Below are 13,466 nucleotides of genomic sequence, written 5' to 3'. Positions count from 1 at the left end.
CAACATCAATAACATCCTGGCGGAACTCCGCCCCATAAGCCGTGGGCATGGTCAACATCCTTCCACGAGCACTCGCTCGCTAGGTCAAGGAGTCAACAAAACCGGGGGCAGTCCCCTGCCTGCTATCGATGGTCAAGGCATAGCCCACCTCGCACACCCACCCCAAGGACTTCGTGGGGTACGCGTGCTGCTGCCTGCTGTGCGCCATAGCGATCGTCCATGCTCTCAATCATGCCTGGGAGTTCTGATCAACTCGTATGCAGTGATGCATGGCCATATACCAGGTAAGGACGTCTCCAACCCTAGATCCGCGGCAGAAAGATCGGTTTACCGATTGGTTTAATATTCAGCGGGGTGTGGTGAGTGACTAAACAAGTTCATCGTGGAGGATGCGCGCAGCGTGACCCATCGCCTGCTCCGCGGACGGCTGGATCACGGCCGCCACCCGACTGCGAGTGAGCGCAACAACGACTAAAGTCTGGCCGCCTATGTGTTCGACGACGCCTGCTTCGTGACGGAGATGGACGAAGGAACCCGTTTTCGAATACCAGATCGATGTATCAGCTGAAAAATCCGGTGCGAGGCGGTGTCGGAATACGTTTGCAGCGAGCATCCCACGCAGAGGTGCCGCCACCGCATCGCCGATGCTTCCGTCCCAGGTCTTTTGCAGGAGATCTGCGAGCCCCCGCGCGGTGCCGGCGTTAGCCCGCTCGATGTCCAGTTGGGGCAACGGAGAGGGGTGCCCTTGTTTGTCAGCCGCGACGACGAGGGAGTGCACCGTAGCAGCATCGCGGGCTACGGTTTGCGTTGCGAGCGAGGTGTAGAGTTCGCCTATTGGATGACGCAAGACGATGCCGCTCGTGCCGAGGCGCTGGAGCCATTCTGTAACGTCGTGCGGGGAGACGATTCGGAAAATTGCATCCGCGGCCGTGGTGTCGCTGATTTCTATCGCAAGCCGGATGAGATCCCCCAGGGCGATTGTGGCAGGGTGGGTAAACCGGGCAATGCCGGGACCGCCCTGAGACCGGCTCGCGTCATCGATGCGCACCGGTGTGCTGAGATCGAGCTCACCCTGCTGAGCGGCGTCGAGCGCGGCCGCTGCGAGTGGCAGCTTGGCAACAGACGCCAGGGGGAAGGGCCGATCGGCGTCAAGCGCGAGCTCCTGGCCTGTGTCGAGGTTACGCACGAGAAGGGACCCCGAAAGTCCCGCGGCTTCGAGCACGTGCTCTGCCCGGCGCAGGGCGCTCGTTACGGCGTCGTGCGCCGAGACAGTCAAGATTGCTCCCGCGTTACGGCTCCGAGCGCCGCGGCGATTTCCCGCTGAAGAGTCGCATCGAACAACTTCCTGCCATCTGGCGTGCGCGACTCAAGCCGATAGGCACGTGCGACTGTCGGTTCACCCACTTCGAACCATTGCAGGTGCCATGCGGCCGCCTGCTCTCGGGTGCAGAGGATCCAGTCGTCGCCTGCTAACGCTCCTGTCAGGGCGCTGATGACGCTTGGGGACTCGTGAACCTGATGTGCTGCCAGACCCGATTCCGCAGCGGACTCTCTTAACGCGGATAGAAGTTGTGGGTATGCATCCTCAGGCATTACTACCAGACGCGAAGCCGCGAGTGGCCCAAGAGCGCGGGTTGGACGCAAAGCCGCCAGTGTAAGCGGCCTGAGCCGATCAGTAGCCTGGGCGAAACCGAGCGGCACCACCCAGTCTGCACGTGCGGTTTCGACCGGGAGAAGAGCAGCATCCGCTTCCCCGAGTCGAAACCTCAAAGTACGCCGTTCCCGGTCGTTTTCCTCAATTTCGAGGTCCCTGCCCACTCCGAGCGCGCGCAATCGAAGGGCCGCCCACCGCGCGGGGTCAAGATCGCACGGTACGAGGAGCCGGACCGTGCCACGACGACGGGAGGTTGCAGCATCGAGAAGCGATCGTTCTGCGCTCAGCAGGGCCTGTGCATGTCCGAGAAGTGCCGCGCCGAGGGGCGTCAGACTCACCTGACGCGTACTCCGCTCGAGCAGCGCTCCGCCAAGGTGGGCCTCGAGGCCAGCTACTCGGCGACTCACAACGGGCTGGGTTGTCCGTTCGTCCTGCGCGGCGGCCGAGAAGCTTTGCCGGCGAGCGACGGCGACAAACGCGCGCGTACCGCTGAGCACATCCATCCCTCAACTATGCCGCTAATGCATCAATATTGTCATTTTAGGCTTTGAGCGAGTCAGACTTTCCATTCAGACTGGCTGCATGATGCAACTTCATACCTCCCAGACGCAAGATCGGCCTTTTGACTCGACCCGTCGTAAGTTCCTCTCGCTCGGTGCAGGCGGAGTGCTCGCAGCTGCAATGGCCGCTACGGGAGACACAGCTTTCGCACGGGAGAAGTCGCCCGGGACAGGGATGGGCGTACGTCGGCGTCTCGACCGGGCAATGGCCGACCTCGAATCGGCGCATGGTGTCACGATTGGAATTGCCGCGGGCCGACAGAGGCAACCCTCCTACGCATACCGAGGCAGTGACACGTTTCCGATGTGCTCTCTTTTCAAGACTCTTGCTGTTGCCCGACTGCTGCGCGACCACGCGTACGACAATGAGTTCTGGAAGCGCCGAATTCTGTTCCGTGAGGATCAGATTGTGGAGAACTCCATAATTTGCGCTGCCGACGAGGATCGGGACATGAGTGTGGAGGAGCTCACCGACGCTGCCCTGCGTTTCAGCGATAACACGGCTGGTAATCTCCTGCTCGAACTCATCGGAGGTCCTATGCAGATTGGCATATATGCGCGATCTCTCGGTGCCGACTCCACCCGTCTGGACCGCTGGGAACCGGAGCTCAATGAGGCCCTTCCTGGAGACCTTCGTGATACCAGCACGCCTTCAGATATCCACAAACTCTACGAAGGGCTTTTGCTGGGCGACGCGCTGAGTACGCTCGGGCAGGCCCGTCTTCGCGGTTGGATGCTCCGCAACACCACAGCTGGCCCGCGGCTGGGGGCGGTTGTGCCACCTGGAGCTGAACTCGCCGACAAGACAGGTGCTGGTGATTACGGAGTCGTGAATGACGCGGGTGTTGTGTGGTCGGATGAGCGTCCTCCCCTAACACTCGCCGTGATGACCAAGACAGACGATCCGGATGCGATGAACAACAACGCTGTCGTGGCGCGCGTTGGCCAACTCGTTTTCGGGGAGCTCCTTTGATCATCGGCTCTCCCGGAAGGTCCTGCCGGTCTCTCGTCATATCAAATTCAAAATTGGCAGGTGCACGGTGACTGACGGTCCCTTCCTGGAGACCCAGGAGTTCGTGGCCAGATCCTACATCGTTGACTGTGAGGACATGGAACGCGCGGTGGAAATCGCCGGCAGGCATCACTATGGCCGATCGAGATACGTCGGATCGACCCATAACCCCGCGGTTCGTTAATGGGATCCAGTAGGCATGTCTTCGTTCACTCTGCGGCGGGGCAACTTGGTCCTGTAATCGCCTTATGTGGCCTTTCCGCCATGGTGCTCATCGTACTGGGCTGGAGTGGACTGATATTTGTGTTCCGTGATGTGGTCGTCCCCGCATGGGGAATCAGCGTCGTTCTATGCGTCACGTCAATTGTGCTTACGCTCTTGGACCGGCGAATCCGCGCCAAGGTCAAAGGCGAGGGGGCGTTGCGCGGGAGCTCGCGGTCGCGAGTCTTCACTGTCCAAGCACTCACATCCTTGGGCGTTACGGGGTGTGTACTCGCAATGTTGGGGGATGCTGCGTATAGCGTTACATACACGGTGTTAACACCGGCTGGGTCGAACGGGTGTCAGGCGGTTGTTCGAGAGGCATCATTTTTCATGGCAGGTCAAGGCGAGCTCTACGCCGTGCACCATCTAGGCATTGGATGGCGCAATGGTTCCTGGACAGCTGACGACGGCGTTCGCCCTATCGAAAACGGACAATACGAGTTGTCCTGGGGCACAGGTGGAACCCTGGTCCTCCACGGCGATGGAAACAATCCTGTCTGGCCCGCCCTGCACGATGTTGAGTGCTTTTGAATCTGAACCTTAGGACCAAACGCGTCTATGAAGAGGACCTACCACTTGGTCTAACCGTTTCCATCACAGACTAGGAGTGCTCACTATGGCTGCACCTCTCATCTACATCAGCTTCCCAGGAACTGCCCGGGAGTCGCTAAGCTTCTACGCGGACATCTTCGGGGGCGAGTTGTCCCTGCATTCTTACGAGGATTTTGGCAAGACCGACGGCCCGCCAAATGCTATAGCTCACGGCGTCCTTGGTGGTGACGTGTCCCTGGCGGGATCCGACGCGCCGGCAGGAGAACAGATCGTGCGATTCGAAGGCCTCATGCTCTCACTGCTGGGAACAGCTGAACCGGCGATCCTCCACGAGTGGTTCGACAAGCTCTGCATCGGCGCATCGGCGATCGACCCGTTGGCTCCCGAGCCGTGGGGCGCCTCAGACGGTCAGGTCACTGACCGCCACGGCCTTCGTTGGCTCATCGGATACGAGCCTCAGGCATGAGCGACGAGCTGCTGCTTAAACAACTCGCAAGCGAACGCGATCATGTGTTGCACGCCGTGGACGGGGTGACCGAAGTCGAGATGAGTCGGCCGCTGGTCCCATCAGGGTGGACGATGACACGCCTTCTCAACCACCTCGCCTTCGACGATGAGATGTTTTGGATCTCGGCCGTTCTTGGCGGCGACCCCGAGGCGATCGCAGCCCTTCACAACGGTTGGGCATCCCGACCCATGACCGGCGCCGAAGCGGTCAAGATCTATAAGCACGAGATTCGGCGAAACAACAGAATCCTTGCGAAAGCCGACCTCAATGACCCACCTCGCTGGTGGCCCCCGGCCAGCGAGTTCGCCGCACCACCGATGCGTGAGGGGCGCGAGGTCGTCTTTCGCGTGCTTTCAGAGTCATCACTCACGCAGGTCACCTCGACATCGTGCGCGAACTGATCGACGGACACCAAAATCTCGTCGTCAACTGATCCACCGCCCAAAACGAACGAAGGGAACTTCTTCGCAACTTGGCACTCGGGCCACGTAAACCCGACCATCCGAAGTAGGAGTCCACCTGAAACCTCCTCTCCCACCCGCAGATGTCGCAAAGCCAGAGCATCTGCACTGGTGGACCTGCCGACGCCCCCTCGCCGTCTCCACTGCATTTTCTGCACCAGAGACGCTGCAGCCACCGGCCCGACTGGCCGATCAACCCTTCACGAAAGGACCCCCACAATGCCGCAATTTGCCATCCTTATCTATGCAGACGAGTCCCTCCATGCTGTCGACGCAGCAGAGGCCGAACTCGAAGAGAACGACCAACACGCAAAGGACCTTTCAGCCTCAGGCAGCATGTCGCTCGCTTATGCCCTGACCCCTCGAGCTAATGCGGTATCCATCCGCCGACACAGCACAGCAGCAGGACCGTTCGTCCAAGCCGACCAGTTAGTAGCAGGCTTTTACGTCATAGAGGCTCCTGATCTCGATGCAGCAGTGTCGATCGCCCGTTTGAACCCAGCGGTCCGCACTCGAACTGGCGGCGTCGAAGTCCGTCCCGTACATAGCGGAGGCATCACGGCCCAAAACAAATAGACGATGTTCCGTTGCATGCTGCCTCGAAAAGCAACAGTTTTTCGAGACACGGCCGTCGTGTCGATGAGGATCGAAGGATGTGAATCGCAACGCTAAATGGCGTTCTTTTTGCAGCGCTATCTGGCGTTCCAAGCAATCGGCGCCGCGTCGGTCTTCAGATGATGCGCCTTTGGAGCTCGCGGTACACCGTCGTCCGTGACACCCGGAACAGCTCGGCCAGTTCGGCCTGCGTATGCTCGCCGGCGTCGTGCAGGGTCAGAAGGTGCTTCCGCTGCGTCTTTGACAATTTGGGCTGCTTGCCCTTAAGCCGCCCCTTCGCTTTTGCGACCGCCATGCCCTCGCGAGTCCGCATCCGGATCAGATCCGCCTCAAACTCGGCAACCATCCCCAGGACGTGGAACAGCAGTCGGCCTACCGGGTCAGTCGGGTCGTGGCTGTCGCCGCCGAGACTAAGCACTACCCCTTTGGCCGTCAGCTCGTCAGCAATGTCCCTGGCATCAGAAAGGGAGCGCGCCAGCCGGTCGAGCTTGGTCACCACGAGCGTATCGCCGGCTCGGCACGCTGCCATCGCTTCACGGAGCCCAGGGCGCACCCGATTCGCTCCCGTCAGTCCGTGATCGACGAAGATCTGGGCCTCCTCTACCCCCAGAGCAAAGAGGGCATTGCGTTGGGAGGTGAGGTCCTGGTCGTTCGTTGAAACCCGGGCATAACCGATCTTCATTCCAGGCATAGGGAACATGGTTGCAGTAATCCCCCCATCACCGTGCATTTGATCGTGCGGGTCTTACGTACATAGCCTCGGCCAGCAACTGTGCGGAACGTGGCGGCGGCCTTCCGCGGCACGGTGATCGACCGGCTTACGGGCACGGTTCGTGAGCGTCGCTATGCGGAGGCTCTTAGGGGCTCGAGGGCGGCTAGGACGAGGTCGAGGCCGAAGATGAACTCCTCTGCCGGGTCGTAGCCGGCAGCGACGAGCGCCGCGGCGGACTCGTTGAGGTAGGGGAACTCGTCAGGAGGAAGCTGGGGCAGGAAGACGTCCTCGGCCATGTCCGCGAACTCATTGGCTGTGTCGAACGGCAGGCTGGCTTCCTGCAGGGCAAAACCGTAGACATAGCTGTCGAGCAACCAGTTGGCGTGCGTCGCCATCAAGACCGGGAAGCCAGCCCTCCGCAGGCAGGCGGTGACCGCTTCGTGGTGGCGGAGGTTCGCGGGCCCGGGCGATGTCCGCGACTCCAGCAGGCCGATCGCCCACCGGTGGCGTGCGAGAACCTGTCGGGCGGATACCGCCCGCCGTCGCATCGCCGACTGCCAGTCGGTCTCTTCGGGCGGGAACTCGATCTCCTCGAACACGATGTCGATCATGGCGTCCAGCAACTCCTCCTTGCTCGCCACGTAGTGGTAGAGCGACATCGCGCCCGCGCCGAGCGCGGCAGCCAGCCGGCGCATGCTCAGCCCGTCGACCCCCTCGCGGTCGGCGAGCCGGACCGCCTCGACCACCACCCGCTGCTTGCTCAGCCGCGCGTCTGACGCGACCTGGCGTTGTTCCCTCGCAGACATGGAATCTCCTCTCGCTCTCTCGAACGCTTGACATTCGTACATCGTACGATCACGATCATAGTACAGCGTACGACGTACGGTGTACGAGCCAGCGAGAGTCGCAGCTCGGACGTGAGGAGACCTCTGTGGGAAGCGAACAGCGATCGAATGCCGGAGCACGCCTGGTGCTGGGGGCGAGTCCGGCCGGGGCCGCGACGATGCAGGCCGCCGTCCAGCACCGCTACGGCCCGCCCTCGGTGCTCGAGTCGTCCGAGCTAGGGCTACCGCTGCCCGGTCGAGGCGATGTGCTCGTCCAGGTGGGCGCGGCCTCGGTACATCCCGGCGACTACTTCGTCATGACCGGTGAACCGTACGTGGTGCGCCTGGCGTTCGGGTTCCGCCGGCCGCGCCACGGCATCCCTGGCAGGGACCTCGCCGGCGTGGTGGCAGCGGTCGGGAAGGATGTCACCGCTCTCCGCCCCGGCGACGAGGTGTTCGGTTGGAGCACCGCTGGAACGCTCGCGGAGTACGCCTGCGTCCCGGCGGACAACCTCGTGTCCGTGGTCACGGGCGCGTCGGGCGGCGTGGGCTCCTTCGCCGTACAGATCGCCAAGGCGTTTGGCGCCGAGGTGACGGGTGTGTGCAGCACCCGCAACGTCGACTTGGTCCGGTCGCTCGGTGCCGACCACGTCGTTGACTACACGAGGACCGACTTCACCCGCAACGAGAAGCGCTACGACGTCATCCTCGACAACGTGGAAGCCCAGCCCCTGGCGGCTGTCCGCCGAGCGCTGACGCCCACCGGCACCCTCATCCCCAACAGCGGACGCGGCGGCCGCTGGCTCGGCCCCATCAGTCGGATCGTCAAAGCGCGCGTGCTGTCCGGGTTCACCCGCCAGCAGCTGAAGCCCTTCCTGTCGGTCGGGAAGCGCCAGGACCTGCTCACCCTGGCCGACCTGCTCACGACCGGGCAGGTCACGCCCGTCATCGACCGCACCTACCCCCTCGACGAAGCAGCCGACGCCCTCCGCTACGTCGCGGCCGGCCACACCCGAGGGAAGGTCGTGATCACCGTCTGACGACCGGACCGACGAGAACGACCCAACCCGTACGTATGCACGCCCAGACCTGCCGCCACTCCGGCGGACGGACCACTCCTCCCGAAAGAAGAAAACGATGACCATCCGAACGAACACCCCAAACCTGCTCGACAACCCGCCGATCCCCGTGCAGGCCAAGCTCGCCGCCGCCTGGACCAGCTTCATGTTCCTCGTCATCTACATCGACTACTTCCACCTCTACCAGCCCGGCGAAATCGACGAAATTCGGGGTGGCGACATCTTTGTGTTCGACATCAGCGGGACATTGTTGACCATTTTCTTCGCGCTCATAGCGATCCCGACCCTGATGGTGATGCTCTCCATGACGCTGCCCGCCCGTGTGAACCGCGCCACGAACCTCGTCGTGGCATCGCTGTACATCCCCGTCTGCGTGTTCAACGCGGCAGAGGCGTCCTGGGAATGGGCCTTCTACTACGGCCTCACCATCGGAGTCGAGGTGCTGATCCTGGCCTTCATCCTGCGCTCCGCCTGGACCTGGCCCCGCACCCCCGCCGTCCCAGCCGGTCCCGCGACGACCGACCTTCGACAGGACCTTCGACAGTAGGTATCCGTGTAAAGTCCTACGGCGTGAAGCCCGCCGCCGCGGACACCGGGCCGACCGTGACCAGCTCAGTCGCGGTATGCGCGGAGAACCTGCTCACGAACGGTCCGGTGTCCGCCGCTGAACGGGGTCCGGTTAATCGACATGCGTCCCAGTTGGGGATCCTTCACCGGACGCCGGCAACCTCAAACCATCCCCACAGGTCAACTACTGCGGCTGAAAGCGAGCAACAGCCTGCATTACCAGTAGCGTCCGAAGATGGTCTGGATGTAGATCAGCATCAGGACGTAGCCGGCGCTGCATAGCCAAACGTACGGCCACGGGGTGCGGGCTTGTTCCGCCTTTGGCTTGCCCCGCTTTCCCTGCGGGCGAAACACGATCACGTAGAGGCTAAGGGGACGCCAGCGGTAGATAGCGAGTGATAACGCCACGAAAAGCGCCGAAAGGTACGACAAGATTGCTGTGCCCTGGAAGTCCGTTAGAGACGGAAGGGTGAGTGCGATCGCTATGGCGCAGCCGTGGAGGACAAGATTCACCTTTCCCAGGAATCTGTGGATGGGGGAACCCGGACGAACGATCATAGGAAGTCTGAATCGCCCGGAATAGCCAACGGCGTAAGTCACGATGACGATGTAAGAAACGATCAGGATTCTGGTCAACGACAACACTCTTCACGGATGACAGAAATCGAGTCCGGTAGGACGTTGGCGTTTGCGATTACGCCGAGAACTCGACATCGCTTCACATCTGCCCCCACCCAAAATCCGACGGTTTTGCCAGCATAGGCCACGAATGGCGGAGGAACCCTTTACTGGTCTTTAACAACGAGTTCGAGTACGTGCACGTAGTTCCGTTCGAGGCCCATTCGAAGCCTGCCACTCTCCCAAACAGATCACCGGAAAGGTGCCCCAAACCTCCGCGTCCTTTGCGTCCTAGAACTCTTGCGTTCCGACTGACCTGTCAGATGGGAGAAGGGTTGCACTGTCCGTAAGCCGATCCTTCAGCGGACAGTCTTCAACAATCACGGATGATGGTGGCATGCCTATCAAGATCGCCGATATATACGAGGAATGCGAGTACCGTCCCTTCCCTGAGTGGACCACTGAGGAAGAGGATAAACGGGTCTTCTCAGGAACGTCTTTTGGTCTAAGAGTGATGCCTGGGCCACGGTTTTTACGACGCATCTAGCTCTGGAATACCGGCTCCTCGCGGGACTGTCTCGGCGACTCGGCCGCTTCGGCTACCTTCTGTCCTCCGCTACAGACCCCATTGCAGATGAACTCTGGCTTAGGGTCTGTTCCCCGACTTTTGAGGAGCCGGACCAACGATTCAGGCGCGGGAACCAACGCCTAGCCCTCATCCAAGATCGCTTTCACCGTGCCGACGTCGAGGACTATGTCCGCAGCAGAGTCGCCGAGGTCGCAGACCGCCAACTACCGAGGGCTTTTGACACGCTTCATCGTTACTTCCACGTGGTTGACGCCACGGAATGACTCGAGTGCGTTGAGGGATCCTCCACCGAACACATACTGCGTACTACGAGAGCCGGTCGCTTCGCTTTACTCATCTTGGTGTCGCTGGGTGCACACGACGCAGTACCGATGTCTTAGGAATGGTGGAAGAGCTATTGGACAACGAGGATGGAGGGATGTCCAACATGGGGGAAAGAATGGATGATCCTGGTACTACCGGGCAGTTCAGCGCGGTGACGGTCGAATCTAAGGACGGAACACTCACCGCACTTGCCCGTCCTGGACAAGGAGTCCCGATCGTAATCGTGCACGGGGTCATCGCGGATGCCTTTGCCTGGAAGCAGGTCGCCAGAAAAATAGCGCCGGAGCGTCCAGTCTTCGTGCTCAATCGCCGAGGACGCGTCCCGAGCGCTCCCCTGAGTGAAGGGTATGGAGTCGAGACGGAGGTGCAGGACCTCTTGCGCTGGCTATCGACTCTTGAGGGTCCGGTTGACCTAGTTGGGCACAGCTACGGCGGCCTCATAGCGGTTCAGGCTATTCGACAAGGTGCCAATATTCGCTCGCTCGTCCTGTACGAGCCGGTCGCACACCCGTTCGGCCTCGAGGCGCTGCCGCTCGTGGCGGCAGCCATTAGCGCCGGCGACCTTGACGCTGCGGTCGAAATCATCAATGTTGATCTCTCCGGCTATACCCAAGCACACGTTCAGACACTCCGGGCTGGCCCAGCGTGGCCTAAGCTCATGCAGCTAACAGAACCGGCCGGTGCCGAGCTACAGGCAATCAACCAATTCGTTCTCACCGCCCCACAATCATGGACTACTCCTACAACGCTGATCGCAGGCGAGCTGAGCAGGAACCGCCCACCCTACGGGCCGAGCGTTGACATGTTCAAGGAAACCTTGGACGTCGAGAGTGTCACAATCTTGGCAGGCCAGGACCATCTGGCGCACGTGACCGCTCCGCAGGAACTGGCGCACGCAATCAACGAGGGCATTTGCGACTGGACGATGACAGGTACCTCATACCAACCCATCACGCTGACGGGCCATTAGGTCGCGTGAGGTACAACCCGCACGACAGTAGTGGTTAGCGTCTGTAAGAGCATCCTCTGACGGGGGCTCCGCGCAGGCCTCACTTGTCCGTCTGGATGGGTCAGCTTTGCGTTGAGGAGTCGATAGTCCTTGGAACGCCACTACACATAAGCCAGCCTTGTCAGGATGTCCCTGATGTCCTAATAGTTGGGCTTTTCCCGGAGGGAATTTCCTGATGCGTCCATGATGGGGGCGCCGTTATCGTCGACCGGGAAACTCTCAATCACTTCCCCGGAGGCGGTATCGATAATGACGACCGATTTTGCGGGCCATTCGATGTCCGGAGTAACGGTGAAGTCGACATCAGAGACGTTAGTGGCTTTTCCTGCCTCGTTCAACGAACGGCTAAAAGCATCTACGATCTTGCCTGTACGCGTGTTCACGGACACTGTCTCCCGAGGGAGTCCCTCGGCGGTTCCCGATACCGGGGTCGAGTTCCACCAGCCCTCGTAGCCACCGATTGGTCGATTCTCCATTGGTGCCTTGACCAAGGGTGCCTGCTCCTGCTGCGCATTCGCTTGAATACCAACGAAGGCGCCTCCAGCAAGGACCACGGCGGCACCCATCACGCCAAATACCAGTTTCATGTTTTCCCCCTTTGTGAAACGCGACAGCACCATGCTGCCGCGCTGTATCAACTCATAGAATCTGGCAGTCACTGACGAACAAACCGCTCCGAACAGCAGAGCAGAGGATGAAATCCCCATCCCTGGGCCGTCCCGAAGGTCCGCTCTCCACTGCTCCTCTCGAACAGCCCGAAGCGGTTGCGGCGTCAATGCCACACAAACAGCAAGGACAACCGCCTCGCCTTTCACGCCGCGCACCATTTGCCCGCAATCATCGCCGGCGACGGCCGCGAAGCAGAAGGGGTCTTTGCCTGCTGGACCCTGACGTACCCCTGCGCCAATGGACGAGCCTCAGCCACCAGTCGGTAGTAGCGCCGCCGGGGTCCTTTGCGATTCGCCGTGGAATCCCATTCACCCCGCACCCAGCCGGCCGATTCGAGGCGATCCAGAATCGGATAAATGGTCCCCGGCTTTTTTCCGGTCTCCTTTACGATCTGGAGCCCCCATACGCTTTCTGCCGACAGCAAGGATTCAAGGACCAGTGCAGTAGAGGGAGTGACTCGGGCCAGACGTTCCATGAGCTAAACCTATCTATATAGATTTAGAAGTCAAGTCCGCATAGAACATGCCACAACGCCACCAAGAAGCGCGCCTGGTGCAGCACAAGTCGTCCTGTTGAGGATCCTGCATGGATTGGCTTACGGAAGGGGACCTGTCACCCCCGAATGCTGACAGGACCAACTCTGTGCTGTGCTCGAGTAGCTACTTCGCAGGTCGGCTGCGATCATTGGACGCTTCTGGGTCGCCGCTCTCCGTGGGGTAAGGTTCCGGGAGAACAAACCTTGGGGGAATGTTGAAAACAAGTCGAATGGCGCTGACCGGTGGTGTTATTGCTGTAGCCGTTGCCGGTCGTACCTACTCTGATGTTCCCGCGGAACCCGGACAGACCACCGGCGGGCCGGCTCCTGCCGCTGCAACAGCTTCTCCTGCCACCGTCGGTAGTCCTCGAAGGTACATTCCAATCGCAAGGCTTCGCAACTACGGGCACCGCCACGATACGTGTGACTGAGTCAGCGGCGACGCTGGAACTGAAAGATTTCTCAACGGAGGATGCCGGAGAACTGACCGTGGTTTTCAGCCCCGGAACGCTGAGCCCGAATGCGGAGGGAGAGTTCGGGCTGACGTCCAGCCAGTTGCACGTCATCGCCGACCTGAAGCTGGCGTCGGGCACTCAAGAATACGAGTTGAACACCAGGATGTGGGACGCACTTCCGTCGAAAATTAGAAGCGTCGTCATCTACAACTTCCCGGACAGAGTCGCCTACGGGACGGCCAACCTTGCAGAAACGCCGCCCTCGTAAAGCTGTACAGAACTGCAGTGGCCGTGGTGCCGGCGGCATTTAAACGGATCCCATTCCGTATAAGACATGTCTCGTAGAGGGTTCGGCGGATTCAGGCGGTCATTGCAACAGGAGTCCTTCGATCAGTTCGATCGGTTTTTTGAACTCTAGTCTTTTGCGTGGCCGGTCGTTGAGTTCCTGGGCAACCCAGT

Annotated in this window: 16 protein-coding genes; 9 read left to right on the top strand and 7 right to left on the bottom strand. The window is 60.7% G+C overall.

Features of this window, described 5'->3' with window-relative positions:
* Positions 1–367: 367 nt before the first annotated feature.
* Together ACZYZ4_RS19050 and ACZYZ4_RS19045 are read right to left on the bottom strand one after the other, a co-directional pair.
* Positions 368–1,276, bottom strand: a complete 909-nt coding sequence (locus ACZYZ4_RS19050) for a serine hydrolase (protein ID WP_463863348.1) — start codon at positions 1,274–1,276, stop codon at positions 368–370.
* Positions 1,273–2,157 carry a LysR family transcriptional regulator gene (locus tag ACZYZ4_RS19045; protein WP_463863347.1) on the bottom strand — a complete coding sequence of 295 codons (885 nt, stop codon included), beginning with the start codon at positions 2,155–2,157 and terminating at the stop codon, positions 1,273–1,275. The genes ACZYZ4_RS19050 and ACZYZ4_RS19045 overlap by 4 nt, the downstream gene beginning before the upstream one ends.
* A gap of 262 nt (positions 2,158–2,419) precedes the next feature.
* Here ACZYZ4_RS19045 and bla point away from each other — a divergent pair, with 262 nt between their 5' ends.
* The 5 genes from bla to ACZYZ4_RS19020 all read left to right on the top strand — a co-directional run bounded on the left by bla (position 2,420) and on the right by ACZYZ4_RS19020 (position 5,587).
* On the top strand, positions 2,420–3,187 hold the full coding sequence (gene bla, locus ACZYZ4_RS19040; RefSeq protein WP_463863346.1) for a class A beta-lactamase: 768 nt from the start codon (positions 2,420–2,422) through the stop codon (positions 3,185–3,187).
* Positions 3,156–3,410 (top strand): YciI family protein, encoded by a 255-nt coding sequence (locus ACZYZ4_RS19035; protein ID WP_463863345.1) that lies wholly within the window; start codon positions 3,156–3,158, stop codon positions 3,408–3,410. The genes bla and ACZYZ4_RS19035 overlap by 32 nt, the downstream gene beginning before the upstream one ends.
* Before the next feature lie 696 nt (positions 3,411–4,106).
* Positions 4,107–4,508, top strand: coding sequence for a VOC family protein (locus ACZYZ4_RS19030; protein ID WP_463863344.1), 402 nt, complete (start codon positions 4,107–4,109; stop codon positions 4,506–4,508).
* Positions 4,505–4,951 carry a mycothiol transferase gene (locus ACZYZ4_RS19025; RefSeq protein WP_463863343.1) on the top strand — a complete coding sequence of 149 codons (447 nt, stop codon included), beginning with the start codon at positions 4,505–4,507 and terminating at the stop codon, positions 4,949–4,951. The genes ACZYZ4_RS19030 and ACZYZ4_RS19025 overlap by 4 nt, the downstream gene beginning before the upstream one ends.
* Positions 4,952–5,230: 279 nt before the next feature.
* On the top strand, positions 5,231–5,587 hold the full coding sequence (locus ACZYZ4_RS19020) for a YciI family protein (RefSeq protein ID WP_463863342.1): 357 nt from the start codon (positions 5,231–5,233) through the stop codon (positions 5,585–5,587).
* 154 nt (positions 5,588–5,741) lie between these two features.
* On the opposite strand, the gene ACZYZ4_RS19015 is transcribed toward ACZYZ4_RS19020, so the two are convergent.
* Positions 5,742–6,317 carry a recombinase family protein gene (locus tag ACZYZ4_RS19015; protein WP_463863341.1) on the bottom strand — a complete coding sequence of 192 codons (576 nt, stop codon included), beginning with the start codon at positions 6,315–6,317 and terminating at the stop codon, positions 5,742–5,744.
* Between the two features lie 152 nt (positions 6,318–6,469).
* The gene (locus tag ACZYZ4_RS19010; RefSeq protein ID WP_463863340.1) at positions 6,470–7,144 is read right to left on the bottom strand and encodes a TetR/AcrR family transcriptional regulator C-terminal domain-containing protein; all 675 of its coding nucleotides are present in this window, start codon (positions 7,142–7,144) and stop codon (positions 6,470–6,472) included.
* A 125-nt stretch (positions 7,145–7,269) separates the two neighbouring features.
* On the opposite strand from ACZYZ4_RS19010, the gene ACZYZ4_RS19005 reads away from it, so the two are divergent.
* Entirely contained in the window at positions 7,270–8,202 is a 933-nt protein-coding gene (locus ACZYZ4_RS19005; RefSeq protein ID WP_463863339.1) for an NAD(P)-dependent alcohol dehydrogenase, read from the top strand.
* Between the two features lie 97 nt (positions 8,203–8,299).
* Positions 8,300–8,788: a DUF6326 family protein gene (locus ACZYZ4_RS19000; RefSeq protein WP_463863338.1), complete on the top strand. Its 489-nt coding sequence runs from the start codon at positions 8,300–8,302 to the stop codon at positions 8,786–8,788.
* 236 nt (positions 8,789–9,024) lie between these two features.
* Here the strand turns inward: ACZYZ4_RS19000 and ACZYZ4_RS18995 are convergent, their stop codons facing one another.
* Positions 9,025–9,444: a hypothetical protein gene (locus ACZYZ4_RS18995; protein ID WP_463863337.1), complete on the bottom strand. Its 420-nt coding sequence runs from the start codon at positions 9,442–9,444 to the stop codon at positions 9,025–9,027.
* A gap of 989 nt (positions 9,445–10,433) precedes the next feature.
* On the opposite strand from ACZYZ4_RS18995, the gene ACZYZ4_RS18990 reads away from it, so the two are divergent.
* Positions 10,434–11,309, top strand: a complete 876-nt coding sequence (locus tag ACZYZ4_RS18990; protein ID WP_463863336.1) for an alpha/beta fold hydrolase — start codon at positions 10,434–10,436, stop codon at positions 11,307–11,309.
* Between the two features lie 179 nt (positions 11,310–11,488).
* On the opposite strand, the gene ACZYZ4_RS18985 is transcribed toward ACZYZ4_RS18990, so the two are convergent.
* Together ACZYZ4_RS18985 and ACZYZ4_RS18980 are read right to left on the bottom strand one after the other, a co-directional pair.
* Positions 11,489–12,163, bottom strand: a complete 675-nt coding sequence (locus ACZYZ4_RS18985) for a hypothetical protein (protein WP_463863335.1) — start codon at positions 12,161–12,163, stop codon at positions 11,489–11,491.
* Positions 12,160–12,492 (bottom strand): PadR family transcriptional regulator, encoded by a 333-nt coding sequence (locus ACZYZ4_RS18980; protein ID WP_463863334.1) that lies wholly within the window; start codon positions 12,490–12,492, stop codon positions 12,160–12,162. The genes ACZYZ4_RS18985 and ACZYZ4_RS18980 overlap by 4 nt, the downstream gene beginning before the upstream one ends.
* Positions 12,493–12,837: 345 nt before the next feature.
* Here ACZYZ4_RS18980 and ACZYZ4_RS18975 point away from each other — a divergent pair, with 345 nt between their 5' ends.
* Positions 12,838–13,275, top strand: coding sequence for a DM13 domain-containing protein (locus ACZYZ4_RS18975; protein WP_463863333.1), 438 nt, complete (start codon positions 12,838–12,840; stop codon positions 13,273–13,275).
* The last annotated feature ends 191 nt before the right edge of the window (positions 13,276–13,466 follow it).

The sequence above is a fragment of the Pseudarthrobacter adonitolis genome (assembly GCF_055412845.1).
This window is presented reverse-complemented; position numbering and strand designations above follow the sequence as displayed.

Coding starts and splice junctions, on each gene's coding strand:
- ACZYZ4_RS19020 (WP_463863342.1), top strand. CDS start 5,231: ATGCCGCAATTTGCCATCCTTATCTATGCAGACGAGTCCCTCCATGCT.
- ACZYZ4_RS19030 (WP_463863344.1), top strand. CDS start 4,107: ATGGCTGCACCTCTCATCTACATCAGCTTCCCAGGAACTGCCCGGGAG.
- ACZYZ4_RS19025 (WP_463863343.1), top strand. CDS start 4,505: ATGAGCGACGAGCTGCTGCTTAAACAACTCGCAAGCGAACGCGATCAT.
- ACZYZ4_RS18990 (WP_463863336.1), top strand. CDS start 10,434: ATGTCCAACATGGGGGAAAGAATGGATGATCCTGGTACTACCGGGCAG.
- ACZYZ4_RS19010 (WP_463863340.1), bottom strand. CDS start 7,144: ATGTCTGCGAGGGAACAACGCCAGGTCGCGTCAGACGCGCGGCTGAGC.
- ACZYZ4_RS19045 (WP_463863347.1), bottom strand. CDS start 2,157: ATGGATGTGCTCAGCGGTACGCGCGCGTTTGTCGCCGTCGCTCGCCGG.
- ACZYZ4_RS18975 (WP_463863333.1), top strand. CDS start 12,838: ATGTTCCCGCGGAACCCGGACAGACCACCGGCGGGCCGGCTCCTGCCG.
- bla (WP_463863346.1), top strand. CDS start 2,420: ATGGCCGACCTCGAATCGGCGCATGGTGTCACGATTGGAATTGCCGCG.
- ACZYZ4_RS19000 (WP_463863338.1), top strand. CDS start 8,300: ATGACCATCCGAACGAACACCCCAAACCTGCTCGACAACCCGCCGATC.
- ACZYZ4_RS18980 (WP_463863334.1), bottom strand. CDS start 12,492: ATGGAACGTCTGGCCCGAGTCACTCCCTCTACTGCACTGGTCCTTGAA.
- ACZYZ4_RS19015 (WP_463863341.1), bottom strand. CDS start 6,317: ATGCCTGGAATGAAGATCGGTTATGCCCGGGTTTCAACGAACGACCAG.